The sequence below is a fragment of the Microcoleus sp. PH2017_05_CCC_O_A genome (assembly GCF_020738785.1).
GTDB lineage: Bacteria > Cyanobacteriota > Cyanobacteriia > Cyanobacteriales > Microcoleaceae > Microcoleus.
Window position 1 is genome coordinate 44,704 of sequence record NZ_JAEQCB010000073.1, and the last position, 26,616, is coordinate 71,319.

25 protein-coding genes, 1 tRNA gene and 2 pseudogenes are annotated in these 26,616 nt (G+C 46.1%); 17 read left to right on the forward strand and 11 right to left on the reverse strand.

The genetic code is table 11. The features are described from left to right. Positions 1-123: 123 nt before the first annotated feature. The 3 genes and pseudogenes from JGK20_RS17970 to JGK20_RS17980 form a co-directional block, all read left to right on the forward strand. Positions 124-2,448 carry a tyrosine-protein kinase domain-containing protein gene (locus tag JGK20_RS17970; RefSeq protein ID WP_293181934.1) on the forward strand — a complete coding sequence of 775 codons (2,325 nt, stop codon included), beginning with the start codon at positions 124-126 and terminating at the stop codon, positions 2,446-2,448. Between the two features lie 496 nt (positions 2,449-2,944). Beyond that, the gene (locus JGK20_RS17975) at positions 2,945-4,312 is read left to right on the forward strand and encodes an NAD-dependent succinate-semialdehyde dehydrogenase (RefSeq protein ID WP_293231626.1); all 1,368 of its coding nucleotides are present in this window, start codon (positions 2,945-2,947) and stop codon (positions 4,310-4,312) included. Between the two features lie 205 nt (positions 4,313-4,517). Beyond that, positions 4,518-6,158 (forward strand): annotated as a pseudogene (locus JGK20_RS17980) (acetolactate synthase large subunit); the annotation flags it as partial. Between the two features lie 230 nt (positions 6,159-6,388). Here JGK20_RS17980 and JGK20_RS17985 read toward each other — a convergent pair. After that, the gene (locus JGK20_RS17985; RefSeq protein WP_293191699.1) at positions 6,389-6,781 is read right to left on the reverse strand and encodes an ACP S-malonyltransferase; all 393 of its coding nucleotides are present in this window, start codon (positions 6,779-6,781) and stop codon (positions 6,389-6,391) included. Next, positions 6,778-7,209 carry a DUF433 domain-containing protein gene (locus JGK20_RS17990; protein WP_366039122.1) on the reverse strand — a complete coding sequence of 144 codons (432 nt, stop codon included), beginning with the start codon at positions 7,207-7,209 and terminating at the stop codon, positions 6,778-6,780. The genes JGK20_RS17985 and JGK20_RS17990 overlap by 4 nt, the downstream gene beginning before the upstream one ends. A gap of 256 nt (positions 7,210-7,465) precedes the next feature. On the opposite strand from JGK20_RS17990, the gene rpmH reads away from it, so the two are divergent. The 11 genes from rpmH (at position 7,466) to JGK20_RS18045 (ending at position 16,691) form a co-directional block, all read left to right on the forward strand. After that, the gene (gene rpmH, locus JGK20_RS17995) at positions 7,466-7,603 is read left to right on the forward strand and encodes a 50S ribosomal protein L34 (protein WP_006632320.1); all 138 of its coding nucleotides are present in this window, start codon (positions 7,466-7,468) and stop codon (positions 7,601-7,603) included. 37 nt (positions 7,604-7,640) lie between these two features. Continuing rightward, a complete protein-coding gene (gene rnpA, locus JGK20_RS18000) occupies positions 7,641-8,045 on the forward strand; it encodes a ribonuclease P protein component (protein ID WP_293181943.1) in 405 nt (134 codons plus the stop codon). Then, positions 8,017-8,412, forward strand: coding sequence for a PH domain-containing protein (locus JGK20_RS18005; RefSeq protein WP_293147797.1), 396 nt, complete (start codon positions 8,017-8,019; stop codon positions 8,410-8,412). The genes rnpA and JGK20_RS18005 overlap by 29 nt, the downstream gene beginning before the upstream one ends. Before the next feature lie 332 nt (positions 8,413-8,744). Then, positions 8,745-9,893 carry a membrane protein insertase YidC gene (yidC, locus tag JGK20_RS18010; protein ID WP_293181945.1) on the forward strand — a complete coding sequence of 383 codons (1,149 nt, stop codon included), beginning with the start codon at positions 8,745-8,747 and terminating at the stop codon, positions 9,891-9,893. An 8-nt stretch (positions 9,894-9,901) separates the two neighbouring features. Then, a complete protein-coding gene (locus JGK20_RS18015) occupies positions 9,902-10,375 on the forward strand; it encodes a R3H domain-containing nucleic acid-binding protein (protein WP_293181947.1) in 474 nt (157 codons plus the stop codon). 251 nt (positions 10,376-10,626) lie between these two features. Next, positions 10,627-11,145 carry a YceD family protein gene (locus JGK20_RS18020; protein WP_293191704.1) on the forward strand — a complete coding sequence of 173 codons (519 nt, stop codon included), beginning with the start codon at positions 10,627-10,629 and terminating at the stop codon, positions 11,143-11,145. 11 nt (positions 11,146-11,156) lie between these two features. Then, on the forward strand, positions 11,157-11,291 hold the full coding sequence (locus JGK20_RS18025; protein ID WP_293231628.1) for a hypothetical protein: 135 nt from the start codon (positions 11,157-11,159) through the stop codon (positions 11,289-11,291). Positions 11,292-11,557: 266 nt separating this feature from the next. Then, on the forward strand, positions 11,558-13,066 hold the full coding sequence (locus JGK20_RS18030; RefSeq protein WP_293218544.1) for an AAA family ATPase: 1,509 nt from the start codon (positions 11,558-11,560) through the stop codon (positions 13,064-13,066). A 374-nt stretch (positions 13,067-13,440) separates the two neighbouring features. Then, entirely contained in the window at positions 13,441-13,917 is a 477-nt protein-coding gene (locus JGK20_RS18035) for an SH3 domain-containing protein (RefSeq protein ID WP_293181953.1), read from the forward strand. A 623-nt stretch (positions 13,918-14,540) separates the two neighbouring features. Beyond that, positions 14,541-14,717: a hypothetical protein gene (locus tag JGK20_RS18040; RefSeq protein ID WP_194010918.1), complete on the forward strand. Its 177-nt coding sequence runs from the start codon at positions 14,541-14,543 to the stop codon at positions 14,715-14,717. 390 nt (positions 14,718-15,107) lie between these two features. Next, positions 15,108-16,691: a peptidoglycan-binding protein gene (locus JGK20_RS18045; protein WP_293231630.1), complete on the forward strand. Its 1,584-nt coding sequence runs from the start codon at positions 15,108-15,110 to the stop codon at positions 16,689-16,691. A gap of 175 nt (positions 16,692-16,866) precedes the next feature. Here the strand turns inward: JGK20_RS18045 and JGK20_RS18050 are convergent, their stop codons facing one another. From JGK20_RS18050 to lipA, 4 genes are all read right to left on the reverse strand, one after another. Then, positions 16,867-17,394: a transcriptional repressor gene (locus JGK20_RS18050; RefSeq protein ID WP_293147815.1), complete on the reverse strand. Its 528-nt coding sequence runs from the start codon at positions 17,392-17,394 to the stop codon at positions 16,867-16,869. A 361-nt stretch (positions 17,395-17,755) separates the two neighbouring features. Further along, positions 17,756-19,051, reverse strand: a complete 1,296-nt coding sequence (locus JGK20_RS18055; protein ID WP_293182933.1) for a hypothetical protein — start codon at positions 19,049-19,051, stop codon at positions 17,756-17,758. A gap of 450 nt (positions 19,052-19,501) precedes the next feature. Further along, a complete protein-coding gene (gene sigC, locus JGK20_RS18060; protein WP_293182930.1) occupies positions 19,502-20,770 on the reverse strand; it encodes an RNA polymerase sigma factor SigC in 1,269 nt (422 codons plus the stop codon). 1,155 nt (positions 20,771-21,925) lie between these two features. Then, a complete protein-coding gene (lipA, locus tag JGK20_RS18065) occupies positions 21,926-22,795 on the reverse strand; it encodes a lipoyl synthase (protein WP_293197393.1) in 870 nt (289 codons plus the stop codon). Between the two features lie 98 nt (positions 22,796-22,893). On the opposite strand from lipA, the gene JGK20_RS18070 reads away from it, so the two are divergent. Next, positions 22,894-22,967 (forward strand) — tRNA-Pro (locus JGK20_RS18070). 110 nt (positions 22,968-23,077) lie between these two features. Here JGK20_RS18070 and JGK20_RS18075 read toward each other — a convergent pair. The 3 genes from JGK20_RS18075 to JGK20_RS18085 form a co-directional block, all read right to left on the reverse strand. Beyond that, complete coding sequence (locus JGK20_RS18075; protein WP_293231633.1) at positions 23,078-23,914, reverse strand: SDR family oxidoreductase; 837 nt, start codon at positions 23,912-23,914, stop codon at positions 23,078-23,080. 238 nt (positions 23,915-24,152) lie between these two features. Further along, the gene (gene xth, locus JGK20_RS18080; RefSeq protein WP_293182924.1) at positions 24,153-24,938 is read right to left on the reverse strand and encodes an exodeoxyribonuclease III; all 786 of its coding nucleotides are present in this window, start codon (positions 24,936-24,938) and stop codon (positions 24,153-24,155) included. Between the two features lie 39 nt (positions 24,939-24,977). After that, positions 24,978-25,145: a hypothetical protein gene (locus JGK20_RS18085; RefSeq protein WP_293193523.1), complete on the reverse strand. Its 168-nt coding sequence runs from the start codon at positions 25,143-25,145 to the stop codon at positions 24,978-24,980. Positions 25,146-25,255: 110 nt separating this feature from the next. Between JGK20_RS18085 and JGK20_RS18090 the strand changes: the two genes are divergently transcribed. Continuing rightward, positions 25,256-25,480: a hypothetical protein gene (locus JGK20_RS18090; protein ID WP_293193522.1), complete on the forward strand. Its 225-nt coding sequence runs from the start codon at positions 25,256-25,258 to the stop codon at positions 25,478-25,480. Next, the gene (locus JGK20_RS18095; RefSeq protein WP_293218560.1) at positions 25,470-25,880 is read left to right on the forward strand and encodes a putative toxin-antitoxin system toxin component, PIN family; all 411 of its coding nucleotides are present in this window, start codon (positions 25,470-25,472) and stop codon (positions 25,878-25,880) included. The genes JGK20_RS18090 and JGK20_RS18095 overlap by 11 nt, the downstream gene beginning before the upstream one ends. A gap of 19 nt (positions 25,881-25,899) precedes the next feature. Here JGK20_RS18095 and JGK20_RS18100 read toward each other — a convergent pair whose 3' ends face one another. Further along, positions 25,900-26,391 carry a hypothetical protein gene (locus JGK20_RS18100; protein ID WP_293231636.1) on the reverse strand — a complete coding sequence of 164 codons (492 nt, stop codon included), beginning with the start codon at positions 26,389-26,391 and terminating at the stop codon, positions 25,900-25,902. Continuing rightward, a pseudogene (locus JGK20_RS18105) lies at positions 26,298-26,616 on the reverse strand (ATPase); the annotation flags it as partial. The pseudogene JGK20_RS18105 and the gene JGK20_RS18100, both read right to left, overlap by 94 nt.

A 26,616-nucleotide genomic window follows, 5' to 3' on the forward strand; every position in this document is an offset into this window, starting at 1 on the left:
AGACCTCATCAACCCGGTTTCTACAAAAAAAATTAGTTGGTAGCGATATCTCTAGTCAGAAACCGGGTTAATGAAACTGCGCCAGCATTACAAACGTTTAAACTAATAAGTTGTAGCAATCAAATGAAACCAGGTAAAAAATCTTCAATAGCACTGTTTAATCACAATAAAAAAATCCTTGGACAGCAAAAGTTATCTTCCGTACTTTATGATGAAGAGCAGTTTTTCGGCAGGGAAAATACAGAAGAACCGTTAAGTTTTTGGGAAGTTTGCCGCAGTCGTTCGTTCTTAGTTATCGGCGTAGCAGCGGCGGTGACAACCGGAGTTTTTGCCTGGACTCTAACTCAAAAAAGCGAGTATGAAGGACGCTTTCAATTATTAGTAGAAACCCCTGTTACGCAAAACACTTTAGCAAAAGTCTACTCCGGGGAGCTGAAACTACAACCAGCGAGTCCCGCGACGCCAGAAAATCCAGGTTTTGACTACGAATCGCAAATTCAAGTTTTGCAAAGCCCGCAAGTAATGTCGCCAATTATCAAACAGTTGCGAGCGAAGTATCCAGAAATAAATTACAACTATCTTTTGAACGAAAAAGCAGATAATCTGCCATATTCTCAGGGAACTAGGCTGTCAATCAATCGCTTCAAAAATACCAAAATTATCGAAGTTAGATATCGGGATTTCGATCCGAAAAAAATTCAGTTTGTTTTGGAAAAAGTTGCCCTAGGCTACCGCAACTACAGCGTGCAAGATACCAAAACTCAAATTAGCCAGAGTTTGGATTTTGTGAAATCCAAAATTCCCAACCAGCAAAAGCGCCAACAAGCTCTGCAAACAGAAATTCAAAAGTTGCGGCAGCAGTACAATTTCATTGATCCGCAAATTCAAACCCAACAACTCGCGCAGCAAATCAGCCAACTTCAAACGCAAAGATTGGACGCGCAAACGCAGCTTAACCAGCAAAGATTGCTCTATATTAACCTGCAAAATCAGCTCGGATTAAACCAGCAACAAGCGCTGATGGCTTCGGCGCTGAGTCAAGCTCCCCGCTATCAAGGAATGCTAACTCAATTGCAGCAATTGGAAGGACAAATTGCGATTAATTCGGCGACATATACAGACCAAACTCCGCAAATGCAGTTGTTGCGAGAACAGCGCAAAAATCTGATTCCTTTGCTGAAGAAAGAAGCCCAACAGGTTCTGGGAACTGATTTGGCTAAGGTGAATTCGCAAGTGCTGGCTTTTCAAGATCCGGTGCGGATTAAGTTAATCGAACAGTTTATCGGTACTGCTAATTTAATTCAGATTTTGGGCGTGCGGAATCAAGTTTTGGAACAGGCTGCTAAGCAGTTGAATCAATATTCTCAAGGATTCCCGGTAATTTTTCGGCGCTATTCGGATTTGCAACGGGAGGCGGAGTTGACTAACAATACGCTGAATGGTTTGCTGGCAAAACAGCAAGCTTTGCAGCTTGAAGCTGTGGGTAAAAAAGAGGTGGCTTGGGAAGTTATTGCTAAGCCGGAAATTCCGCGCTACAAAAATGGCGAGTTGATGGCTGTTGCTCCGATTATGCCTTTGAATTTGGCTTTGGGGGGATTGGCTGGTTTGTTGTTTGGGATGCTGGCGGCGCAGTTGGCGGAACGGTTTAATAATAAAACTGTGTTCAATTCTCCTGAGGATGTCAAACATTCGATTCGGTTGCCTTTGTTGGGGGTAATTCCTGCTAGCGATAAAATTTTGAGACTGCCACCTGCTGAGGGAACTACGATTGATGTGGGAAGTTCGCCGGTGCCGACGGATGCTTTTCAAGAGGCTTTTCGATCGCTCAATGCTAATATTCGGTTGTTAAATGTTAATAGTCCGATCGCTTCTTGCGTAATTACGTCTTGTCAAGTAGCTGACGGTAAGTCTACGGTGGCGGTAAATCTGGCGCGGGCGGCGGCGGCAATGGGCCAGCAAGTGCTGTTGGTGGATGCGGATTTGCGGAGGCCGCAGGTGCACGAAATGCTGGGTTTGCCGAATTGGCAAGGCTTGCACAATGTAATTGCCGAGGATGTGGATGTCGAAGAGGTGATTTTGCGATCGCCCCGCGATGAAAACCTATTTGTGTTAACATCCGGGCCAGTGCCTCCCGATCCCACAAAGGTGCTGTCTTCCCGAAAAATGCAGCATTTAATGGCAGCTTTGGCAAGTCATTTTGACTTAGTTATTTACGATACTCCGCCGCTGTTGGGTTTGGCAGATGCGAATTTGTTGGCGGCTCATACTAACGGATTGATGCTAGTGGTGGGGCTGCATCAAACTGAGCGGGAGGCGCTGTTGTTGGCTTTTGAAGATTTGAAAATGGCGGGGATTCCGCTGTTGGGAATGGTGGCCAATAACGATAAAGGCAGCAGGTATTACTATCAGTCTTACGTGCAGAATTACATCGAGGAAAAGTCTGTTTAGGAGCGTGTAGTTACTCGTTATCAGGCTCTGCCTGGTAACGGAGATGCGGAGGCTCTGCCTCCATTGTCGATTCTCCCAGCCGAGGTAGAGCCTCTGAATATGGGTTAAGAGGCTCGGGTGCATCTGGCGCAAGGCAAATATATCCGTAGGGGCGAAGCATGACCGTAGTCAACATAAGATGATAACTAATAACTTATATGCGGTCATGCTTCTTCAGGCTTCAAAAACCAGATGCACCCAAGAGGCTCTGCCTGGGAAGCATTTGCCACTTCGATCGCCAACATAAACTTTAAAAACAAAATTTCTTAAGATTTGCAATTAATACTTTGCACTATAATTAAAAACAGAGAGATTTAAACAAATCCCGGCACTTGCAAATTAGCAATATCTAAAAGTATGGCTGGTAAATCCAAATTTTGTAATACATCAATACAACTCCCGAACTAGCTTCAAAACTATAAGGGAGTTTTGTATATTTTGAAACGGAGATAGAACAATGGGTATTTCTACTATCAACCCGGCAACGGGAGAAACGCTGAAAACTTTCGAGCCGATCGCAGATGAGGCCATAGAAGCTAAGCTGGCATTAGCACAGCAAGCTTTTAACAACTACCGCCACCAGCCGTTTGAGCAGCGAGCAATCTGGATGCAGACAACTGCGGATATCTTGGAGCGCGATCGCGAAATTTTCGCCCAAATGATGACGTTGGAAATGGGCAAAACGCTTAAATCGGCGATCGGCGAAGTAGAAAAATGCGCCTTAGTTTGCCGCTTTTACGCCAAAAATGCCGCTCAATTTATGGCAGACGTACCCGCAACCACCGACGCTAGCAGCAGCTTTGTCCGCTACCAGCCACTGGGCGCTATTTTAGCCGTCATGCCCTGGAATTTCCCATTTTGGCAAGTTTTTCGGTTTGCCGCGCCGGCGCTGATGGCGGGCAACGTCGGCTTGCTCAAACACGCTTCCAACGTGCCTCAGTGCGCTCTAAAAATTCAAGAGATTTTCGCCGAAGCAGGGTTTCCCGAAGGAGTTTTTCAAACTTTGCTAGTGGGCGCCGACAAAGTAGCTAAAATCGTTGCGGACGATCGCGTAAAAGCAGCAACTCTCACCGGTAGCGAACCAGCCGGCGAAAGTTTAGCAGCAAATGCGGGCAAAAATTTGAAAAAAGTAGTGTTGGAATTGGGAGGAAGCGACCCATTTATTGTGATGTCCAGCGCCGATTTACCAGCAGCTTTATCAACTGCTGTAACATCGCGGATGCTAAATAACGGCCAAACTTGCGTAGCTGCTAAACGCTTTATTTTAGTAGAAGAAATCGCCGATGAATTCATCAAAGGATTTGTCAAAAAATTCGAGGAATTGAAAGTAGGCGATCCGATGTTGCCAGAAACCGATATCGGCCCTTTAGCTACTCCGACAATTCTTAAAGAATTGGACAATCAAGTGCAAGCTTGCATTCAGTCAGGAGCAAAACTTTTGACAGGCGGCCGCGCACTGTCAGAGAAAGCCGGCAATTTCTACTTGCCAACTATTTTGACAGATATTCCCCTGGATGCTGCGGCGCGCCAACAAGAATTTTTCGGGCCCGTAGCCTTAGTATTTCGAGTTGCAGACATCGATGAGGCGATCGAACTAGCCAACAATACATCTTTTGGCTTAGCCGCGACAGCTTGGACTACAGTAAGCTCAGAAGGCGATCGATTTATTTCCGAACTAGAAGCAGGCGCCGTATTCATCAACGGCTTAGTAAAATCCGACCCCAGATTGCCCTTTGGCGGCATCAAACGCTCCGGTTACGGACGCGAATTGAGCATCCAAGGAATTCACGAATTTGTCAACATTAAAACAGTGTGGGTAAAATAAGTAAAGCTCGATCGGCTTCTTGCAAAAACCTCAATCCATCTGCGTTAATTCGCGTTGATCTGCGGTTAAAAATTCAACATTAGATTTTTGCAAGAAGTTGACTGAGGGCGGCTAAAAACTTTGTCAGCCTCAAAAGTTGTACAATAAATCCCAACCTTGTAAATTGTTTGAGAACAACAAATCCTGAGTAACCGAGGAAAAAACGGAAATGAACACAGCTCAACTCTTGGTCAAATGTTTAGAAAACGAAGGCGTAGAATACGTCTTCGGACTTCCCGGAGAAGAAAATTTAGAAGTTTTAGAAGCCCTAAGACACTCTTCAATTAAATTTATTACTACTCGCCACGAACAAGGCGCCGCTTTCATGGCAGACGTTTACGGCCGCCTTACCGGCAAAGCAGGCGTTTGCTTGTCCACCTTGGGCCCCGGCGCAACTAACTTAATTACAGGTGTTGCTGATGCGAATTTAGACGGCGCTCCTCTAGTAGCAATTACCGGACAAGTCGGCACGGATAGAATGCACATAGAATCGCACCAATATTTGGACTTGGTGGCTATGTTTGCTCCGGTTACTAAGTGGAATGCTCAAATTGTCCGCCCCAGTACGACATCAGAAATTGTCCGCAAAGCCTTTAAAGTAGCTCAGAGTGAAAAACCGGGAGCAGTTCACATTGACTTGCCCGAAAACATCGCAGCAATGCCTGTCGAAGGAGAGCCGCTCACTAAAGATAACCGCGAAAAAACTTTTGGTGCTTACCAAAGTCTGAATAAAGCTGCTGTGGCAATTTCCAAGGCGAAAAGTCCTTTGCTTTTAGTAGGAAATGGCACGATTCGGGCTAATGCTAGCGATGCTTTGACAGAATTTGCGACTCGATTAAATATTCCCGTCGCTAATACTTTTATGGGCAAAGGCGTAATTCCTTACACTCATCCTTTGGCACTTTGGACGACGGGATTGCAAAAACGGGATTACATTAGCTGTGCTTTTGAAGAAACGGATTTAGTGATTGCTGTTGGCTACGATTTAATTGAATATTCCCCGAAAAAGTGGAATCCTGACGGCAAAATTCCGATTATTCACGTAGGAGCTCTGCCAGCAGAAGTTGATAGCAGTTATATTCCTGTTGTAGAAGTTGTGGGGGATATTTCGGATTCGCTCAATGAAATTTTGCAGCGTGCCGATCGCATGGAGAAGACTGATCCTTTTGCTAAGCAATTGCGGGCAGATATTCGCGCTGGGTACGAACAATATGCTAAGGATGATGGTTTCCCGATCAAGCCACAAAAACTGATTTACGATTTGCGGCAAGTGCTGGGCCCGGAAGATATTCTCATATCTGATGTGGGGGCTCACAAAATGTGGATCGCGCGGCACTATCATTGCGATCGCCCGAATACCTGTTTAATCTCCAACGGATTTGCTGCGATGGGGATTGCGATTCCCGGTGCGGTGGCGGCAAAACTCGTTTATCCCGATCGCAAAGTAGTAGCAGCCACCGGCGACGGCGGTTTTATGATGAACTCTCAAGAGTTAGAAACTGCGTTGCGCGTCGGTACTAATTTTGTCACTCTCATCTTTAATGACGGCGGCTACGGGTTAATTGAATGGAAGCAGGAAGATCACTTTGGTCATTCACATTTCGTCAAATTTGGCAATCCCGATTTTGTAAAATATGCCGAAAGTATGGGTTTAAAAGGCTATCGCGTGGAATCCGCCACCGATTTTATTCCTATCCTGAAGGAAGCGCTGGCTCAAGATGTTCCCTGCGTGATTGACTGCCCGGTAGACTATCGGGAAAATGCTCGTTTCAGTCAATTATCTGACGATATGAGTTGCAATATCTAAGTTAGGAAACTGGCTTTTTTGCGATCGCCTAAATCAACATGGTTCACTTACCTGAAATCCTCTGTATTTCGGGTAAGGAACACTGTTCGATTCAACAACAGATTGGTACACCAATACTCCGGACAGTTCTTGGAACGATACTACAAGCTTTACAGGCTAAGGATCATGAAAAAGTCGAATTAAATGCAAGTCAGGGGTGGACATGACTTCCGAAGTATTGATATATTTGTTTACGGAATAAATAACCTACCTGCTCCCATATAGTCTTGGATATCGATCGCGATTTCTACAAGCTTTTCAACACAACGCTCTCGATAATCATATTCGTTAACGCGATCCGGGTCGCCAATCGTGATAATGGGAAATGAAGTTGGCTCATTTTCTTCGCGCATCACCTGTTCCAGAGAGTCTTCACCCTTTGCATTACGGTTTGCTGTCAATAAAAGCATTTGATTAGATTGAGCCAATCGCCAAACAACTCGATCGTCGCTATTAGACGCTAAGCCAATATCTTGAAATGTCACTAACCGAATGGGAGCAATATCTAACCACCCTCCTGCCACCAGACTTCCAGAAAGCAAGAGAGCTTGCCGATTCAAATTGTAGTCAGCCAGAATCATCATTGCTTTGTTGCTTCCCGCTGCGCTTTGCGTTGCTGAAGTTTGACTCGCGCAGCTTCATATTCAGAGCGAGGGGGAGTTGCAGCTATGCGAGCAAAGCGTTCGCGGTTGCGTTCTTCCCAATACTGGCGAGTTGCTTCGGCTGATTTCAAAACTTCTTGATACTCAGCTTCTACATCTGTCTGGTGCGCCTCAATGTAGGAAATGGCAGCGCCCAACTGCTCATCCGTAAGGTTAAATACATCGCGAATGAATTTAGGGGGATAGTGGGCTTTGAGATGATCTATTACATCATAAAGAGTTATGCGTGTTCCCGCGATCGTAAGCCCCCTTTCTGTGCGGACAATAGTCACTTTTTCATTAGGATTCGGATTAGGATTTAATACTGTGGCATCCATCTGTTTTTTCCGGTTGGTTATAATATTTGGCATTTTAACCCATTGTTTTTCAAACATCAAATTCTTTTGGCAATGCTTTCAAGAGATGTCAGCCGTTCATAAACCACATTTTTTAAATAAGTCGGGATTATAGCCTTGACCAATCATTCAAGGCTGCGATCGCAACTTAACTCAACTCTCAATACATATCAACTCGGAAAAATATTATTGCCAAGAAAACCACTCTATGGTATACTAGAAGATTGTGAATATTAATCAAAAGTAAAGTAACCAGCCCGGAGAAATCGAAATGACACAGCAAACCCTGCACGGAACCAGCCGCAAAAGAAAAAGAACATCCGGTTTTCGCGCCAGAATGCGTACCGCAACTGGTCGATTGGTAATCAAAGCACGCCGCAGCAAAGGTCGTCACCGCCTCGCAGTCTAGCACGGCCCAAGAATGAGCCCGATCGCACGCAGCCACCATGTTGCCCCTGACAAACCGACTCAAGCACCGAAAAGACTTCAGCGCCGTTTACCGCAAGGGAATCCGCCGCAACTCCGCTCATTTCAGCTTAAGAGCTCTACGCAAACCCAAAAGCGTCGAGATTGGCAAACCCACAGCCGATAAATCCTTGCAACCGAGTCGCACAGGCATTTCTATCAGCTTGAAAGTCAGCAAGCGCGCTGTAGTCCGCAACCGGATCAAGCGCCAGATTCGCGCCGCTTTGCGACAGCTATTGCCCCGATTAAAATTCGGATGGGATTTAGTAATTGTGGTGCGTCCGATCGCACAAGAGTGCAATTATGCAGAAATTCTGCAAGAATTAGAGCAGTTGTTGGTAGAAGCCGAGGTACTAGATGGGAATTCGAGAGGAAGTATATTATGAAGGCGGCCCCGCGCTGGGAGACTTGATTATCAACTTACTCCTGGGGCTGACTGTCGTGGGAATCCCCCTCGCAGTAGGAGCAATTGTTCGGGCTCTGTGGCTGCGCTACCGGATCACCAACCGCCGAGTGTCCGTAACTAGCGGTTGGATGGGGGGCGATCGCATCGACGTTATCTACTCAGATATAGTCAAAATTGTCACAGTACCTCGGGGTTTCGGGACTTACGGAGACATGGTGCTGACCATGAAAAATGGCAGCCGCTTGGAACTGCGATCGATTCCGAAATTTCGAGCAGTCTATGACTACATTAACGAAAAACTGCCCGCAGCAGCTCAAAAAGCCAACGCAGCAGCAAAAGCTAAATAACCGAAAGGCTTTTACCCTGATTTGAAGGCGAAATCTGTCGATTTTCCATTTTTCGATTTGAGATTTACTCCACAGATGAATCTGCCAGGTTGAACTCTTAGTCTAAAATTTGGGGATATTTATGACGATTGTCGGGCGTTTGCGTGCGTTTTTTGGGTGAAGTCAGCGCGAGTATTGGCTTTAGTCATTACAAAAATCTGGTAGCGGGCGGTCGATCGACAGGCAATGTCCTAAGATAGAGACAAAAGCCTAAAAGTTGAGACGGCCCGCATTCAGCGGGTAAAAATAGTTCTCAACAGTAAACTAAGAGCACCTAAATTAACTCAAAGCGAATGGATTTTGGTATCTCGTTTCTCTCCAACAACCTAATGCTGCCGATCCTAGATTTTTTCTACGGGATCGTGCCAAGCTACGGTTTAGCGATCGTAGCTCTGACGCTCGTGATTCGCTTTGCTCTCTATCCTCTAAATGCAGGCTCTCTTCGCAATATGCGGCGCATGAAAGTAGCGCAGCCGTTGATGAAAGAGCGAGTAGATCAAATTCAAAAACTGTATAAAGAAAATCCTGCCAAACAGCAGGAGGAAATGAGCAAAGTATACAAAGAATTTGGCAATCCTCTAGCAGGATGCTTCCCGTTGGTGCTGCAAATGCCGGTGCTGTTTGCACTGTTTGCAACGCTGAGGGGTTCGCCTTTTTCTGACGTAAATTACAGCGTCAACGTCCAAGTTTTGCCGAAAGAACAAATCGAAACTGTTCAACCGCAAGCCTTTGCTACGCCACCACAAAATATTTACGTGACGGGTACATTTCACGCTCCAGTTGTGGGCGTGATTCCAGCAGGTGACAAACTCGGAGTCGGCGATACAACCAAGGTTGAATTTAAGACCCCAGACGGTAAACCTCTCCAAGCTCTAGCGGCAGAAAATAAGAGCGAAATTGACTTTGTTCCCAGTTGGAAAGTCATCAAAGGCGAAGAATTCGTCAAGGTAGACGAACAGGGCAACATCGTGGCTTTAGCGACCGGTGAAGCCACAGTTCAAGGCACAATCCCCGGATTGGCTACCAACAAAGGATTCCTGTTTATCGAAGCTCTAGGCCGCGTGGGCGCGATCGACCCAGACGGCACAATCCACTGGGATATTTTGGTGATGATCCTCGGCTTCGGTATCAGTTTGTATATCAACCAAACTCTTTCGGGACAAGCACAAGGGCCAAACGACAATCCCCAACAGGCTACAGTCAACAAACTGACGCCAGTGATATTTTCGGGGATGTTTTTGTTCTTCCCGCTGCCCGCCGGCGTGTTGATGTATATGCTGATTGCTAACATCTTCCAAACAGTTCAATCGTTTATTTTGTCTAGAGAACCGCTGCCCGAAAATCTCCAAAAAATCGTGGACGAAGCAGAAGCGAAAACAAAAAAAGAACAGGGATTAGATGCACTTCCCTTTGAGCCGGGCCGTTCTAAGAAAAAGGCTTGATTGTTAAAATGAAAGAATCAGAAATGCAGCGCGGACAGCAATGGTTAGAAGAATTGCTAAAACTGTCCGCAATTCCCTCAACAGTGGTAAGCCAACAGCAAGATGATTGCTATTGGATGACAATAGATGAAAGCAATCTGACACCCGAACAAGTTGCTATCTTAATCGGCCCAGACGGTAATGTACTAGATGCGATTCAGTACCTCTGCAACACAGTTGCGAACATCGCTCACGAATCAGATGAACCCATTGCTTATACAGTCGAACTGAACGGCTATCGCATCCGGCGACAAGCAGAACTGCGATCGATGGCAGAGTACGCAGCAGATCAAGCGCGATCGACTGGAGGGGAAGTTGAACTCAAATCGCTGTCTTCGGCAGAACGCCGTCAAGTACACAGTTTTTTGAGCGAATGTGAGGATATAGAAACTTACAGTCAAGGCCAAGATGCCGATCGGCGTTTGGTAGTGCGACTGCGCTGACGGTAACAAGGAAAAAAGAAAAAAGGAAAAAGGAAAAAGCCAAAAAAGAGCTATTCCTTTTGACTTTTAACTTTTTACCCGCCCAAAAACAAGTACAAGCCCCGATGCCAAAAGTAGATATCCGAAAATTTTAGAATCGTGTTTAAGCTCCCAGATTCATCTGTGAAATAAATCTAAAATCTAAAATCTAAAATCTAAAATCGACTGGCTTGTGACTTGAGACGAGGATAATAAAACGGCGAAAGATGATTATGGAGACAATTTATATCCCTCACCTACTCGCAAAAACCGAGCGGAAAGAGGTCATTGATTTTGAAGAAATTATCCCCGATTTAGCAACTCTGACTCCCGTGCGGGGGCGGCTGCAAGTTACTCACAAAGGTAATTTTCTTGATGTGAAGGCGAAAGCTGAAACAATTGTGACTCTTAGCTGTCATAGATGCCTAAAACAATACAATCACCGTTTAAAAATCCAATCATCGGAAATAATTTGGCTCGAAGAAAAAGTGAGCGATCCTGATGCAAGTTCAGGAGAATTTGAAGTGGATTTAGAAGATTTAGTGGAAAATTTATCTCCCACAGGCTATTTCTCTCCGAGTGATTGGGTGTACCAACAAATGTGCTTGGAACTGCCGCACAAACAGCTATGCGATGTTGAATGTCCGGGAATAGATTTAAATGAGGATGATGCAGAAGAGGCAGAAAGTTCAGAAACAGTCTCTGACAGTCGCTGGGCGTCTCTGGCGGCACTTAAACGGCAATTGCCTTAGTCAATAGGCAGTTGGCAGTTGGCAGTTGGCAGTTGGCAGTTGGCAGTTGGCAGTTGGCAGTTGGCAGTTGGCAGTTGGCAGTTGGCAGTTGGCAGTTGGCAGTTGTTATTGCTACAATCCTCAATCTTATTCTTATACCAATTTAAAAGTCCCAGCTACCCGCGCCGGATACGGCTCCATGCCGTGTGCCTTGTGCCTACAGATATCATCATCGCGCCTACAACAATCTATATGTAGCCATACTTTTCAGAATTGGGAGAACAACGAATAACTGTGCAATAACCAGGGCAAAAAAATCACACCAGCTAACTAATGACTAATGACTGCTGACTGCTGAGGGCGGGCACGCACCATCCACCGCCCCTACCAACTACCAACTGACAACTGACAACTGACAACTGACAACTGACAAATGACTATTTTTAGCGACGAGTTTGAACTGCTGCTACGATCGCGCTACCCCCTAATCTACATTCCCACACGGGAAGAAGAGCGCGTCGAAGTCGCGATCGCCCAATGCGCCAAAAAACAGGGTTCTCGCGCCGTCTACATCTGGGATTTTGTAGATGGCTATCAAGGCAATCCCAACGATGCGGGTTTTGGCAAGCGCAACCCGCTACAAGCTTTAGAGTTTCTTGAAAAATTGCCGGCATCCGCACCAGCAATCTTTATTTTGCGAGACTTTCAGCGCTTTTTAGAAGATGTCTCAATTTCCAGAAAGTTGCGAAATTTGGCGAGACTCCTCAAATCTGTACCCAAAAATATAGTCATCGTATCTCCGATAACTTCGATCCCCGAAGACCTCAGCGAAGTAATCACAGTTTTGGAGTTTCCACTGCCTGCGGCGGCGGAAATCAAAATTGAGGTGGAAAGGCTGTTAGGCGCTACCGGACAAGCCATAGAAGGGCGTTTGCTGGACGAAACGGTGCGCTCCTGTCAAGGTCTGTCGATCGAACGAATCCGCCGAGTTTTAGCAAAGGCGATCGCCACCAGAGGCGAACTGCATCCCGACGACGCCGAACTGATTTTAGAAGAAAAACGCCAAACCATCCGCCAAACTCAAATTCTCGATTTTTACCCAGCCCGCGAAAACATCTCCGATATCGGCGGTTTGGACAATCTCAAAGAATGGCTGCTGCGGCGCGGTGGTGCTTTTTCCGATCGCGCCCGCCAATACGGTTTGCCGCATCCCAGAGGCTTGTTATTAGTCGGAATTCAAGGCACCGGCAAATCCTTAACTGCAAAGGCGATCGCTCACCACTGGCATTTGCCCTTGCTGCGGTTGGATGTCGGGCGCTTGTTTGCCGGATTAGTCGGGGAATCGGAATCGCGCACCAGACAAATGATTCAGCTAGCGGAAGCTTTGGCGCCCTGCGTGCTGTGGATTGACGAGATTGACAAAGCTTTTTCGGGATTGGATGGTAAAGGCGATTCGGGGACAACCAGCCGCGTGTTCGGAACTTTTATTACTTGGTTGGGCGAAAAAACTTCACCGGTGTTTGTCGTCGCCACGGCGAACAACATCCAGTCTTTACCGCCGGAAATGCTGAGAAAAGGCAGGTTTGACGAAATATTTTTTGTAGGTTTGCCAAGTCAGGAGGAACGGCGGGCGATTTTTGAGGTACATTTGTTGCGGTTGCGATCGCACAGCATCAAAAACTACGATCTAGAGCGCTTGGCTTACGAAACTCCAGATTTTTCAGGAGCCGAAATCGAGCAAACTTTGATTGAAGCAATGCACATTGGGTTTAGCCAAAATCGAGACTTTACCACAGATGATATTTTAGAATCAGCTAGTCAGATGGTGCCGTTAGCCCGAACAGCGAGCGAGCAAATCCAATTTTTGCAAGATTGGGCGGCGGCGGGTAAAGCTCGCCTTGCTTCGAGATACGGCAGTTTGAGCCGCCGGATTCAAGGATAGTCGATCGAAAACATTGTGCAGAAAGCATTCGGGAGCATCTTAGTTTTGCATTTATAGTGCTGTCGAGAACTCGCGTGGGTTTATAAGCACGCGAGCGGGGACGCTCGCACTACAATAAAAAATGCTTCTTGTAAAACTGAGATGCTCCCAAGCATTCGGCCTTCGCCCGAAGCTGAAATTTCCCTCCCAGCGTCTATCCCATCGAACCCAAATTTCCCCATTCGCTCTTCCTTGTTCCTTCGGTCAACTGTCAACTGTCAACCCTTCTCTTTCGCAAGCTGTCAACTGTCAACTGTCAACTGTCAACTGTCAACTGTCAACTGTCAACTGTCAACTGTCAACTGTCAACTGTCAACTGTCAACTCTTCCGCCCTATGAACAGTATATATAGCGTTTTCAAGTTTTTAGTGGGTTTTCTGCTAGCGATCGTGCTGATGGCAGGCGCTAGCGTGGCGGCTGCACTTTACTTTGCCGCTAAGCTAACTACTGTGCCCGACAGACCTGTTTTTCCCAACGACAAAACAGCAGCTCAGATTGCCGGTGCTGGGGCGAAGTCAACAGCCAAGGCCAGCCCAGTGTCTACGTCTAGCGATGCTGCGTCTGGCGATGCTGCGTCTGAGAAACCCCTGGAACCGGGAGCTTACCGAGCTCTGGTAACTCAGCCGATCGGCTTAATTCTTCGGGATAGTGGCAACCGAGACTCAAACCGCATTGGCGGTGTAGGTTATAAGGAAAAAGTTGTGGTTTTGGAAGATTCGCCGGACAAAGAGTGGCAGCGAATTCGAGTTGAGGATGGCAATCGCGAAGGTTGGGTCAAGGGCGGCAATACTGAAAAAGTTGAAGGCGAATAGGAGCGATCGCAGCAGGTTGTTCACCAACGCCTGGTTTTTTCCTGTCTTTTGCCTCAAATAGTGAGATACATATTTATAGGAATAAGTCAAGTTAAATTTATTTGCGATATTACCAAGTCTCAGAAACCGGGTTTCTTGTCGCGGGTTGGTGGTGAAAGCGTAGGTTTTTCGTCAAGAAACCCGGTTTCTTGGGTTTTTGTGCGAGTCGTGGGTATTTAGGGTTGTAATCTGAGATGCTGAGACTGTGGGTGCGATCGCCCCGAAAAACTCCTCAATTTGCCATAAAGCTCACCAGAGAAAAGGTTTCAATAGCTAAAACTCAACAGAAAAACTCATTAATAACATATAGCCTTTCGAGCTCCCATATGAGGTACTATCCGGCATAGGGCTCCGTGGGCTCCGTGGGCTCCGTGGGCTCCGTGGGCTCCGTGGGCATACCTCACCACGCTTGAGAACCGCTATAAGTAGAAATTATGTTATTAATGAGAGTATGTTAAGAAAATTAGCAAAATTTTAAGCTTAGTTGCAAAGCGTAGGCTTTTGTCACCGCAGCAGAGGCAAGAGTGGTAGCTTAGATCACAAGATCTAAGTGTTCAGCTTTACAGCTATCAACCATAAAAAATATGTACGACAAACGTCCCGATCGAGATTTGGCGACTGCTGCTGTAACTGCGGCTTTAGGAGCTGGGGTGGTCACTTCTTTTGCAGTCAGCAGAGGGCAAAACCCTCTGGTAGCCTTAGCAATTACTGTTTTTGCAGCGGGAGTAGCTTTAATTTGCGATCGGTTCGGCTTAATTTAAGTGAATGTCCGATTTTTACAGATTAGTTAACGAATAACATCCCCATCCTGTTTGCAACTAGCAAGGGTGGGGTTTTTTAATCGATCGTCAACAACTCATATTTTTTTCTCATACAAATTTTAATTTTTAGCCAATAATACCCAAAAACTGGTCATTTTTCCCTCATCAAGGCTAAGATGTGGCTGCAAACTATTTTCCTGACACTCGCGTCTCTCTAAACAGCGATGCTATCTTGGTTGTTCCCTGTAATTATTTTTGAAGGCAAATTCTTTTTCAGAAACGGGTGCTGCGTGCAAACAGGTAAACATTAGCCTTGATAGCTCCAGGGCCGCTCAAAGCTCAGCTTGAGTTTGCTCGTACATCACAGCCACAATTTCACACTAAAAATTTATGGAATCCCTCGCCTACCTCGAACTTGCTCTTGTTTGCGAAGCACCCGCACAAGAGTTGAAAATTTTTGATCCTCCCAAGTGGCAAAACCTATCGACTCAGACTTATGTCCGTTTGCTGTCTCTGGCTTTGATGCTGTCGGTTTTGAGCGCAGCCGGTTCGGCTTTTGCTCAAATAGATCCAGGAAATCCCAATTTGCGCTCTGTTCAAGACAGATTGCGGGATCTTGGCTATTTTCCTAGATCTTCTACTGGTCAGCTCGGCCCGGTAACAAAACAAGCTCTGACTAACTTTCAACGAGACTATCAACTGTCGCTGACTGGTAAGCCCGATCGATCTACGGTGATAGCGCTCAACAGTTTAGACGAGGACGATCGACCTTTTAAAACTACTTATACAAACTATAGCTATAGCGAGCTGCGTTATGGAGACTCGGGTGCAGATGTTACCGCTCTCCAGCGCAGGTTGAAAGAGCTAGGCTACTTCAACACGCATCCCACAGGGAGTTTTCGCGAAATTACTCTCAATGCGGTGAGATACTTCCAGCGCATTAATCGACTGCGGGTGACTGGAGTTGCTGACAGGCAAACTTTAGCCTTGCTGTTTGCTTCCACCAGGCCAACTCCCCCCGTTACTCCTCCTGATATTTCGGAAAATGGCGGTTGCAAGGGGCTGCGGTTCGGCGACAGAGGGGCGACGGTAGACTTGATCCAGCGGCAGTTAAAAGCTTTAGGCTATTTTGAGGGCGGCATTGACGGCAAGTTTCGCGAACGCACTCTCTACGCTGTGACTCGTTTTCAGCAAGATTTCAATCTGGTTTCTGACGGCTGCGCTGACACTGCTACTTTGAAGGCGATAGATGCCCAGATGAGGGAAGCTGAAATTACTTTATATCCAGGAGAAAATGACGATCAGAGTAATAATGCTGGAGATTTTCTGGATTTGGGCGACACAGGTCGAGAAGTAGAATTGTTGCAGCGGCGGCTGCAACAATTGGGTTATTACAGGAGCCAGATTCACGGTTGGTTCGATCGACCAACTCAAGAAGCTTTGATCGGATTTCAGAGAGATAGCGGGCTGTCCGGGACTGGTACAGTAGATCGCAGCACTCGATCGGCTTTGAGACAAGCCAACAAGCAGGCTGCAAAGCCGCAGCAGCCCGTCGCAACGGGTCTGCGACGGGGGGATACTGGGCCTGGTGTCCGACAGCTTCAGTCTGCGCTCAGAAGTCTGGGGAAAAACCCTGGCCCGGTGAATGGAGTATTTGGAGCCGAGACTGAGTGGGCGGTGCTGTCCTTTCAACGCGAGCGCAATTTGTCCCCGGCTACGGGTATTGCCACTCCGGCAACTTTGGCCGCAATCCAAAAGGGGTTAGCTGGGCGAGTTACTGTTCCTGCTGTGCCGATTAGCAGCAGTGTCAATTCTCGATCGAGCATTCAGCAATTACAAACCCGGCTGCAAGGCCTCGGCTTTTACACGGGTTCCGTCACCGGAGTTTTGGATGCTCCGACGAAAGACGCGCTCGATCGAGCTGTGCGCCGTTACGGGGTAAGTCGCGAGGATTTGTTGAGCCAAACTTTTTAGCAGCGGACTTGCGGGTGTTACGTCAAAGCCATCGGGTTTCTGGTTTCCGACTCATTCTGGAAATGATGTATTTTCCTTCAGAAACCCGGTTTCGGCGTAACTGCGAATCACACTTGCGCCGAGTTTCGTTAATAATTCTAACCAGCCGTACTTGAAATGCGAAAATAGTGTATTCTCACTCGATTGCATCAGGGGCACTGTTGCCATTCTGAGCGATCGACCTCGGACAAGACCAATTGCTGGAAACCAAAGACGGCCATCCCATCCGCAAAGCTTCATGGCACACCGTATGAATCGTTAACTGGCAGTCTAGCAGGTGCAACCCAGACTTTTCAGCTTGTTTCATCCCAATTTTCAAAATCGAATCGTTGTTAAATTCGATCGTTCTGTTGCACTGAACGCAGACTAGGTGGTGGTGGTGGTGCGGGTAAGGCTGGTTTATTTCATAGTGTTTGTGACCTTCAGCTAGTTCGAGTTCGCGGAGCAAGCTCATCCTTGCCATTAACTTTAAAGTTCGGTAAATGGTGGACAAGCTAATGTTTTCGCCACGATTTTTTAACAAAGTGTACAAATCCTCCGCACTCAGGTGGTTGCCTTTGGGGAGGTTCTGAAACACGTGCAAGATGGTTTCCCGTTGGGGAGTCATCCGCCAGCCTTTGTCATTGAGTTCGGATTTGAATGAGGACGCGGTGTAAAGTGCCATAGTGACCCTCTCAAGAAAGTCTGCCTATTGACAATCATACACAGCGATCGAGATATTTTGCAAATATGCGAGCTTATTGAAAAAAGCTTGGGGTAAAAATTTAGTTTTTGATAATTTTTGACGGCACACATACCATAAAGCCTTAGAGTAACCCATAATTGGAGTAAATTGGAATAAATCACAACATTCCACCTATAGTTCACTTTTTCAACTCCTCCGTAGTCGCTTCCTTCAGTTTGTGGGGCTAGCCCAACCAAATAGAGCGTAGTGGAAAGGAATTTTTAGGCAGTTTACCCAAGCCTCGTACAATTAAAGTGGTAGTCGCCAAACACCGTTCTAGTTTAATTGCACACCTCAAGCATTACTGCTGTAGGCTTTTTTGATGAAGCATCACCTCTGAAAGATGGCGCTTAATTGCTTTTAGAGCCACATTACGAGCGGCATTTAAACCACTATGAGCTTTGTACCCATCCACAGTTGCTACTAATGCAGCCCCCGGTCGATAGCTATCAAACTCAGTCGGGCTTGAAGGGAATTTGCATCCTCTCCAGACAGGCTCGCCCCAAGGGGTAAGACGGCTCGTATTCATCGGACTAACGCGAGTTGTGAGAATTGCATAATCTTGATAAGCAATTCGTTTGACTTGTTCATAGATTTTGCCTTTCAACCAGTAAGCACGTTTTTGATTTGAGCGTCTTGAATATTTCCCGCGTTTGGGTCGCAAATTTCCCAGATGCTCAAAGCTAATCACATTTGCCCGCCAATGATTGGCCAACTCAACAAGCTCGCGGGATACGGCTCTTGAATATTCAATTTCCACAGCAGATAAAGAGTCCCATGCTTTTTTAGCAAAGCCACGGGAAATGATTCCCGTTTTGCCCATTTTGATGGCGATATTTCCTAGATTCCGCTTCCTACGAGCTACATGACGCGACTGGTTAATGAAATGTCTAGCGACTTCAGTCGTTTCGCCTCTGTCGTTGGTTTCTAGGATGCTAGCAATGACGATGAACTTGTCGAGATCCATGTCAATTCCGCAGGTCCGAAACGTGCTTTTTGCCATGATTCCTTTGATGCCACCCGTAGCAGGAACGTATTTTTCAAGTGGAAAAACTATCCACAAAGAACCGTTTTGAACCTGCACTCTAGGGGAGCCTTTTACCCATTGGGTCGGAACGTCAGGGCATTGATACTGATGTTTTATCCACTTCCATGAATCGCCTACCAGCATCTTTAGAACAATAGAAAAACCATCATCCTCTTTCCACATCCCAGCATCGTACTGAGGGTTAAAGTTAAACGCTCCTTGATGGAGCGGTGGCTTGTGGTGCTTGAGCCTTTTTGGGCGATTCAACCATTTTTGATAGGTTGAATTCCAGCTTTTATAAGCACCAATTGCTTGCCTGATGGCTGCTCTCTTCATCCCAGAAGGAAAGCCTTTTACGAAAGGATGATTAGCCGTGAGTAGCTCGTAGTAACGCCAGCCTCCATTTTCTTTTGTCAGGATGCCTTGAGGAGCTTCGGCAATTAGTAGGAAATAGAAATGAACTATCTCGTTATAGGCTGCCTTAGTTGGCTGCATATCAAAACCAGAACGAAGCAATTTCGCCTTGACTGACTTAGTGGCAATGGAAAATCCTTTTTGAGGTTTTAGCATCTTTCGACCTGAGATGTTTGTTGAACTCTGATTTTCAAATCAAGTTGCAAAGCCGATCTATTGACTTACCCCAATATACTCCAATATTCGTGTTTCTAGTAATTAGACAGAGAAATCGTGTAGAAGTAATAATTTTTTCTTCTGCTTTATGCTTTCTGTCTTCTGCCTTCTACCTAGATCCAGAAACGGACATTACCAATACACTGACATACTCCCGAACCTTGAGGAATCGGGATTCTGGATTCAAACAGACAAAGCAAGCATCGCTTGTTTGATATTGCCTAGCCCTATAGGTTGATGCCTCAACCTATAGGATTGTTTTGGGATTCTAGAGTTGAGACCGGATTTTTAGATCTCGCGCATCCACAATACATACCCTATGATGAAAGCCGTCCTATAAGAAGGACGAGGCTTTAAACCCTATTTGTCAGTAAATGCACACCAGCTAATTTAAGTCAGAGACTCAAGATAGTCGCGCACGCGGTTGCGACGCTTGGGTTGGCGGAGTTTTTGCAAAGCTTTGGCTTCAATTTGGCGGACTCGCTCGCGGGACAAGTCCAGAGCTCGACCGATTTCTGCCAACGAGTAGGGGTGTCCGTCGCCCAAACCAAAGCGCATCAGAATAACATCTCGTTCGCGGCTAGTCAAATCTGCCAACAATTGTTGCAAGTCGCGGTGCAGAGCTTCTCGCATCAGCATTTCTTCTGGCGAGATGCTGTCGGTTTCGAGTAAGTCGCCCAACTCTGTATCTTTTTCGTTGCCCACTTTAGTTTCCAGAGAAACAGAGCGAGGAACTCGCAGCAATACTTCCCGAACTTGAGCGGCAGTCATGTCCAATTCGACGCCGATATCTTCGATCGTAGCTGTGCGACCTTTTTCTTGAGATATTTTGCGCTGGGCTTTCTTGATTTTGTTAAGTTTTTCGGTGATGTGGACGGGGAGGCGGATGGTGCGGCTTTGAGTCGCGATCGCCCGCGTGATTCCCTGGCGAATCCACCAGTAGGCGTATGTGCTAAACCGATAGCCCCGTGTCGGGTCGAACTTTTCGACAGCTCGTTCCAGTCCGAGAGTACCTTCTTGTATTAAATCGAGCAATTCTAAACCGCGATTTTGATATTTTTTTGCCACGGAAACCACCAGGCGCAAATTCGCCTTAATCATGTGGTCTTTAGCTTCGATGCCTTCAGCTTGAATTTTTTCGATCGCCTCTACCGTCATCTCGGCCAATTCTGCCCACTGGCGCTTGCCTTCGGCCATAATTCGCTTGAGTTCTGGCACGTCACTGATGCCTGCGGTTAATGCCCAGCGTTCCAGGGAAGGTTTGTGTCCCAATTGTGCAGACAGGCGATCGCGCACTTCTATTAAATGCACGAAGCTTTGAATCAGCCCTTCTTCCTGGGAAGCGACGGTGTTGCGCAATTCCAGCAATTTGATGTAGCGCTGAACTTTTTGAGCTTCGGAGACTTCTTCGTCTCTACCCAAGAGACGCACCCGACCGATTTCCTGTAAGTACAGGCGCACTAAATCTGTAGTGCGGCGGCTAGCGTTTTTTTGCAATTTGGATGCTGTGTCTGCATCTTCAGTCTCTGCTGAGTCTTGGTCGATGGGTTCGTCTCCAGCTTCTTCAGCATCTTCATCCAACACATCTACATCTTGCAAGGGATTGACTCGCAGTTGTTCGTCGAATTCAGCTTGAGCGTAAAAAGAGGTGGCTGGCATAGTGATTTTCTCAATGGCTCCGGGTGAAAAGATGCTACGCTTAGCGGTTATTTATAATTATGATGCCCACTTTGTTAAGACGAAGCATCACCGCTGTTTGTTTCTTTACTAACTTTTCTGACTTTTGTGCTGTTGGAGAGATCGAGCTTTGGCTGCCCCACTTGTTTTACCAAGATTCGGGAAAACGCTAAGAACTTTCTGATGTAACAGTTTGAAGCCCCGAAAAGTGCGTTGTACTTCTTTGTTTATATAGCTAGTATAGATAGAGACTGGCTATAAACAAGTGACCAAGGTCAGAAGTTAAGTTAATCTTCATCACCAATAACCTCGTTCCCGATCACTTCGCCAAAATAGGGATTTTTTTAATAAAACTTTATATAATTCGGGGTTCTTGATTAAATACCCCACAGCTCATAGGAAGCTTAATCCCTTGCACCATATGAGATTCATGGTTTTTTGAGTCTCCCTTATCGAGTTGGCAGTTAAGGGAAAAACCGGGTTTCCTGACAAAAATTCGGCATTTCAACCCAGGAATTCCAGGAAAAAACCCGGTTAATCGATGTATTTGGCGTAGGTTGGGAGTTGGATGTGGCGATCGATCTATAACTTTTTTGGTGTTGGCTGGGGCTTCCCATTTAACCTCACCCAATATGATCGGCATCAAAAACCGGGTCTTTTGAACTCCCGCTGGCACAGAAAGCGTAGGTTTTTCCTCGCCGTTACCTATTGGTGAAAAGTCAAGAATGGCATTGCATTTGTCAATCAGTAAGATTACCGAAAAAACTGTTTTTTTAGGAGTGTAAAATTCGCAATTTGGGGGCGAGGGGCGATCGATATGGCACTCCGGACGTTAGGGAAGCTTGCAGCTATATCGATCGCCTAAATCTCAGTTTTTCACCCAAAATTAGAGCAAGCTGTAAGTATAATTGCTGAGGAGCAAATGCTTCCCTAGGTTAAATTGTCACCGAATAGCATGGGTTTGAAGCCCTTACTCAGGTCGGCAGATTGTGATAAGAGCGGAGTTTAAATCTCCGTTCTTATCACTTCGCACTCAACTGTCAACTGTCAACTGTCAACTGTTTAACAATGCTGTTACCCGATCGAGTTTGAGTGACAATCATTCTCTCTCGCGCCAGTTCAGTTAAACTTAAATTACTAGCGCGGGTAAAGTTTCATCAATTCTCTCACCTGTTCGGCGTGATAGGAACTGCGAGTTAAGGGAGAAGCGACAACTTGCAAGAATCCCAAAGATTCGCCAAACTTTCTCCAAGCATCAAACTGTTCCGGCGGCACAAAATTTTCAACGTTCAAGTGCTTTTGAGTCGGTTGCAGGTACTGTCCCAGGGTCAAAATATCGCAGCCAACAGCCCGCAAGTCTTGCATCGCCTCGCGAATTTCGGCATCTGTTTCTCCCAGTCCCACCATAATCCCGGATTTGGTATAAACGCCCGGTGCGAGTTGGCGGCTGCGTTGCAATAGTTCCAGGGTGCGATCGTACTTTCCTTGCGGCCGCACCTTGCGGTAAAGTCGCTTTACGGTTTCGGTATTGTGGTTGAGTACCTCGGGCCGGGCTGCGAGAATAATTTCTAAAGCTTGCCAGTTGCCGCACAAGTCGGGAATCAAAACTTCTATAGTTGTATCGGGCATTGTCGATCGTACAGCTTGAATGCACTCGACAAACTGAGACGCGCCCCCATCCGGCAAATCGTCGCGGTTAACAGAAGTAATCACAACGTGATTGAGTTTGAGTCGCTGCACCGCCTGCGCCAATCTTTGGGGTTCCGTCGGATCTAAAGCTTGGGGCTTTTTCTCAAAATCGATATCGCAGTAAGGACAGGCGCGGGTACAAGCCGGCCCCATAATCAAAAATGTAGCAGTACCTGCGTTGAAGCATTCGCCGATGTTCGGACACGAAGCCTCTTCGCAAACCGTATTCAGGGATAAATCCCGCAAAATTTCTTTGACGTTGCCGACGCGCTCCCATTGGGGGGCTTTAACTCGCAACCACTGGGGCTTAACTGTCACGCCTGCCTCCGTCTGAGTAGTGTTTTACAAAACATTATACTAGGAGGTGGCTAAGTTTTGACTTAAATGTGATATCTTAAAAATCTATTGACTAATTTCGGGATGTAGCGCAGCTTGGTAGCGCACCTCGTTCGGGACGAGGGGGTCGCAGGTTCAAATCCTGTCATCCCGATTGTTAAAGTAAATCGGATATTCCGCAGCAATTTCGAGGCAGAGCCTCTGGATATTCATTACCAGGCTCTGCCTGGTAACGAGAAATAAGCGCAACTGCGAACGAGTTTTTTAAACGCTCAAATTGCGCCGCAAAAAGCTTTCTAGGGATTCCATTCTCATGCCGTAAATAGATTCTAAGTGCTGGACTTCTTCGGGAGTGCAGAAAAACTCGTTAGCCAGCAATACCCGCAAAGTTCCCAAGCCTTTTTGAGCTTGAGGGTTCAATAAACCCACGGCATTTCGCAATCCGTCAAAGACAACCATTGGCGGGTTAATTACGATCGGTTCGCGCTTGAATAAGCGGCCAAAAATGCGGGCAATGTCGTCTCTGGTCAGCACATCGGGGCCGCCGACTGGTAAAATTTGGTTGCGCGCACCTTCTACTGTTGGCGAGTCTACGGAAATCTTTGCTAAGTCGTCGGTACTGACAACAGAGGTGCGGTTTTTGCCGTCGCCAATCAGCAGGTAAAGTCCGGTTTCTCGAAATCTTTCTGCTAGCGGTAACAAGCTGGAAGCAAAACCGGCTGGCCGCAAAATGGTATAATTTAATCCGCTGTTTTGCAGGTATTTTTCGACTTCTCGCTTGGCTTTGAATACTGCTGAATCTTCGTATCCGCGATCGACTCCCAGTACAGAAAGAAATACAAAGTGCTCAACTCCGGCTTCTTTGGCGCAGTCGATCAGTTCTATGTTGGCGCGGTAGTGTACTGCTTGAACGTCGCCGCCGGTGCCGTGGGTGCTGATGATGTACTGCACTCCTTGGCAAGCTTTTTTGATATCTTTGTCTTGTTTTAAGTCGCCGATAAAAATTTCGGCGCCTCGGTTTTCTAGTTCTGATTCTTGCTGTCTGATTTCTCGTACAATTCGGCGGCCTAGTGCGCCTGTTGCTCCGGTTACTAAGAACATGATTTTTGGGTGTTGGTTGTTATAGAAGAAGGAAGAAGAAAGAAGCTAGGGTTTTAGAAACCCGGTTTCTTAAATTTCTCGTTGCTTAACCTAAGATTTATGTTAGAAACCGGGTTTCTTTTGCCAAGCATCACCTAGGGTTTTAGAAACCCGGTTTCTTGAATTTCTCGTTGCTCAACCTAAGATTTATGGTAGAAACCGGGTTTCTTTTGCCTTAGTCCTATTTATAACTGATAAATCAAATTTCGACAATTACGGGGGCGTGGTCGCTGGGTTTAACTAATTTTCTGGGAGCCATGTCTATTGTACAGTTTTTTGCTTGTTCGTACAAGGGCAAACTGAGATAATGGTGGTCGATTCTCCAGCCGTTGTTGCGGGGAAATGCGGCGGCGCGGTAGTCCCACCAGCTATAATGTCCGCCTTCTGATGTGAATTTGCGAAAGGGGTCGTTTAATCCTAATTCGGTGATTTCTGTTAATGCTTGGCGTTCGGGTATTGATAGGCCAACGGAGTTTGCAGCAGCTTTGGGATTGTATATATCTCGATCGTCCGGTACGATGTTGAAGTCGCCACAAATGCACAGGTTGGGCGATTTGTCTAGTGCTATTTTCAGGTATTCTTGCAGCAGTTTGAGCCAATGCAGTTTGTATTGATACTTCTCGGAACCAACCTCGGAACCGTTGGGAACGTATACGGAAATGATGCAAATATCGTCTATAACCCCGGCTATGAGGCGCTTTTGTTCGTCGAAGCTGCCGACGGTTGCGTCGCCGAGAATGGGGGCAAATCCGGCGCTGACTTGTGACAGGGGCGATCGGCTAAAAATAGCGACGCCGTTGTAGGATTTTTGACCGGAGATGTAGCAGTTGTAGCCGATGTCGAGGAAGGGTTGCAGGGGAAAGTCTTTGTCTGTAACTTTGGTTTCTTGCAAGCAGAGAACGTCGATTTGGTTGGTTTGCAACCAGTTAGTAATGTGTTCTATGCGGATGCGAATTGAGTTGACGTTCCAGGTGGCAATTTTCATTATAGTAAGTAATAGATTAGTCGATTTTAGATTTTAGATTTACTCTGCATCGGAGTGCGATCGGGATGCTCGTGAGCGATGGTCGCCAGTGGGACGCTCTATAGTATAGTACAGTTTGAGGCTGGTGAGTTCGGATGTGCGATCGGCGAAGCTATCCCGAGCGTGAATCGCACGTAAGCGCATTGAGGCAGATTTGGCTGATAGCATGGCGCAAGCTGAGGGATATGGGGTCTTCCTAGAAATTGAACTTCACACCCTGTGATACAATAAATTTAAGCAAGAAATTGTTTTCTTATTAAGTTTTTATTTTTTTAGTTATGACAACAATTACAATTCAAGTTGATGAAGATATTAAGAAGGCGTTTGAAGGGGCTACTCCTGAGACTCAGAAACAGTTAAGCTCGATCATTCAATTGTTTTTGAGAGAAAATTTACACAACAAAACTTTAACAGAGGTAATGGCAGAAATTTCTGATAAAGCACAACAGCGCGGCTTGACACCAGAAATATTACAGGAGATTTTAGCCGATAATGACGAATAGATTTGCGATCGATACTAATGTTTTAATCAGTGCTTTGCTTTTTAAAACCTCAGTACCATTTCGGGCGATCGAATTGGCAGAAAAACAAGGAATAATTTTATATTCTGAAGCGACTTTAAAAGAATTAGAGCAAGTTCTGAATCGTCAAAAGTTTAACAAGTATCTTTCTTTAGAGGACAGAAAGGTATTTTTGCTGAAATTTATCAGTTCTTCTCAGTTAGTTTCTATTACCGAAAAAATCGTAGTGTGTCGAGATGAAAAAGATAATAAGTTTTTAGAGTTGGCTGTTAGTGGTAATGCCAATATAATTGTTACGGGGGATATGGATTTGTTGATATTAAATCCTTTTAGGACAGTAGAAATTATTACTCCCGATATGTTTATTGATAGATTTAGTTAATCGCCAACTCAGTCAGTTATTAATGCTGGTTTTTCAGATACTCAATCAATACAGGCTGGAGTGTGAAAAGTGTTTTCTGACCTTGTTTAATTTTTTCAATTAATAAACGCCGTCCCAAGGATTGCACAGCTTGTAATAATGCTGATGGCGATAATTCGAGATGGGCTGAAATTTTTGATATTTCAACTGGTGCGGCTTCACTAGCTAACGAGGATATCACTTGTTTTTCTGGTTCGGTTAGCCGATCGCACTGCTGCTCCAATAGTGATTCTAAGTCACCTAAGAATAGGGTATCATAGGATAAGAATTCGGAAACGCTGCCGCCGAATAAGTCTTGAATCAATGTGGCAATTATATTTAACCATAAGGGATTGCCTCGGTAAAGGTCGATTAGTTCTGACCATTTCTCCGGTTCTGCTAAACCTTTTTCTCTGAATATTTCTTGTGCTTCTTTTCGCCTTCTAAAGCGGCTATTTCTCTGGGTTTTTCCCAACTCAGGAGGATGAGGCAACTGTTGTGGGATGACTCGGCTATTTGTTTGAAGAATGTGCCGTAATTTTCATAGCCTGGTTGGTAGTGGCCTGCGAGTTGTTGGCTGCTGAAGATGGTTTGGATATCATCGAGGATTAGGAGACAGCGGTGCGATCGCAGATATTCTAGTAGGGGCAATCCCCCCGTGGTTGCCCTTTCTTCGGGGGAGGGGGCGGGCACGGGGGCACCGCCCCTACAGAATTGA

Excerpts from the sequence above, each read along its gene's own strand:
- JGK20_RS18035 (WP_293181953.1), top strand. The coding sequence starts at position 13,441 with ATGAACAGTATATATAGCGTTTTCAAGTTTTTAGTGGGTTTTCTGCTA.
- rpmH (WP_006632320.1), top strand. The coding sequence starts at position 7,466 with ATGACACAGCAAACCCTGCACGGAACCAGCCGCAAAAGAAAAAGAACA.
- JGK20_RS18055 (WP_293182933.1), bottom strand. The coding sequence starts at position 19,051 with ATGCTAAAACCTCAAAAAGGATTTTCCATTGCCACTAAGTCAGTCAAG.
- JGK20_RS17975 (WP_293231626.1), top strand. The coding sequence starts at position 2,945 with ATGGGTATTTCTACTATCAACCCGGCAACGGGAGAAACGCTGAAAACT.
- JGK20_RS18085 (WP_293193523.1), bottom strand. The coding sequence starts at position 25,145 with ATGCTATCAGCCAAATCTGCCTCAATGCGCTTACGTGCGATTCACGCT.
- JGK20_RS18075 (WP_293231633.1), bottom strand. The coding sequence starts at position 23,914 with ATGTTCTTAGTAACCGGAGCAACAGGCGCACTAGGCCGCCGAATTGTA.
- JGK20_RS17970 (WP_293181934.1), top strand. The coding sequence starts at position 124 with ATGAAACCAGGTAAAAAATCTTCAATAGCACTGTTTAATCACAATAAA.
- JGK20_RS17985 (WP_293191699.1), bottom strand. The coding sequence starts at position 6,781 with ATGATGATTCTGGCTGACTACAATTTGAATCGGCAAGCTCTCTTGCTT.
- JGK20_RS18005 (WP_293147797.1), top strand. The coding sequence starts at position 8,017 with ATGGGAATTCGAGAGGAAGTATATTATGAAGGCGGCCCCGCGCTGGGA.
- JGK20_RS17990 (WP_366039122.1), bottom strand. The coding sequence starts at position 7,209 with ATGCCAAATATTATAACCAACCGGAAAAAACAGATGGATGCCACAGTA.
- sigC (WP_293182930.1), bottom strand. The coding sequence starts at position 20,770 with ATGCCAGCCACCTCTTTTTACGCTCAAGCTGAATTCGACGAACAACTG.
- JGK20_RS18095 (WP_293218560.1), top strand. The coding sequence starts at position 25,470 with ATGACGAATAGATTTGCGATCGATACTAATGTTTTAATCAGTGCTTTG.
- JGK20_RS18030 (WP_293218544.1), top strand. The coding sequence starts at position 11,558 with ATGACTATTTTTAGCGACGAGTTTGAACTGCTGCTACGATCGCGCTAC.
- JGK20_RS18050 (WP_293147815.1), bottom strand. The coding sequence starts at position 17,394 with ATGGCACTTTACACCGCGTCCTCATTCAAATCCGAACTCAATGACAAA.
- JGK20_RS18090 (WP_293193522.1), top strand. The coding sequence starts at position 25,256 with ATGACAACAATTACAATTCAAGTTGATGAAGATATTAAGAAGGCGTTT.
- xth (WP_293182924.1), bottom strand. The coding sequence starts at position 24,938 with ATGAAAATTGCCACCTGGAACGTCAACTCAATTCGCATCCGCATAGAA.
- JGK20_RS18020 (WP_293191704.1), top strand. The coding sequence starts at position 10,627 with ATGGAGACAATTTATATCCCTCACCTACTCGCAAAAACCGAGCGGAAA.
- JGK20_RS18045 (WP_293231630.1), top strand. The coding sequence starts at position 15,108 with ATGGAATCCCTCGCCTACCTCGAACTTGCTCTTGTTTGCGAAGCACCC.
- rnpA (WP_293181943.1), top strand. The coding sequence starts at position 7,641 with ATGTTGCCCCTGACAAACCGACTCAAGCACCGAAAAGACTTCAGCGCC.
- JGK20_RS18040 (WP_194010918.1), top strand. The coding sequence starts at position 14,541 with ATGTACGACAAACGTCCCGATCGAGATTTGGCGACTGCTGCTGTAACT.
- JGK20_RS18015 (WP_293181947.1), top strand. The coding sequence starts at position 9,902 with ATGAAAGAATCAGAAATGCAGCGCGGACAGCAATGGTTAGAAGAATTG.
- yidC (WP_293181945.1), top strand. The coding sequence starts at position 8,745 with ATGGATTTTGGTATCTCGTTTCTCTCCAACAACCTAATGCTGCCGATC.